This window comes from Streptomyces sp. LUP30, assembly GCF_001746365.1.
Lineage (GTDB): Bacteria > Actinomycetota > Actinomycetes > Streptomycetales > Streptomycetaceae > Streptomyces.
On the sequence record NZ_MJAJ01000122.1, the window covers coordinates 1 to 711 of the forward strand.

Here is a 711-nt window from a genome sequence, read left to right on the forward strand (position 1 = left end):
TTCCGATCTGCCTCGGCAGCATGGCGGACGAGGTGCCCGCTCATAGCTGTTCAGCACCTCGTCCGCCGTGCTGCCGAGGCCGTACACGTCGTCGTGCGCGGCGATCCACTCCCGCAGGTCCGTCCAGCGGCTCTCGAACGCCGCCGACTGACCGAGATTGTTGCGATACCAGATCTGCGCGGGGTCCGGGTCCACGGCGGCGTCGAACACCATCCGCCGCACGTGCGAGGGGAACAGCGTGGCGTACAGCGCCCCGAAGTAGGTGCCGTACGACGCCCCCATGAACGTCAGCCGGTCCTCGCCCAGCGCCGCCCGCAGCACGTCCAGGTCACGGGCGTTGTTGAGCGAGTTGTAGTGCCGCAGGGCACTGCCCGCGCCCTTCGCGCAGCCACGCGCGTACGCCTTCGCCTGCGCGATGCGCTCCTTCTTGTACGACTCCGAGGGGTGCGCCGGGGCGGGGGAGGGGCCCTTGAAGAAGCGCTTGGGGTCCTGGCAGGACAGGGGCGCCGACCGGCCGACGCCGCGCGGGTCGTAGCCGACGAGGTCGTACGCGGCGGCGATGGGCTTCCACTCCGGCAGCAGCCCGACCAGCGGAAAGTACCGGCCGGAGCCGCCGGGACCGCCCGGATCGAAGACCAGCGCGCCCTGCCGGGGCACCCGCCGCTTGCTGTTGTGCGGATCCCGGTGGGTGGCCGGCGCCCGGCTGACGCT

The 711-nt window shown here is 71.9% G+C and carries 1 protein-coding gene; it reads right to left on the reverse strand.

Features of this window, described 5'->3' with window-relative positions; all coding sequences use genetic code 11:
* Positions 1-711: alpha/beta fold hydrolase (locus BG482_RS39895; RefSeq protein WP_141746735.1), on the reverse strand; the 711-nt coding region annotated here is incomplete at both ends.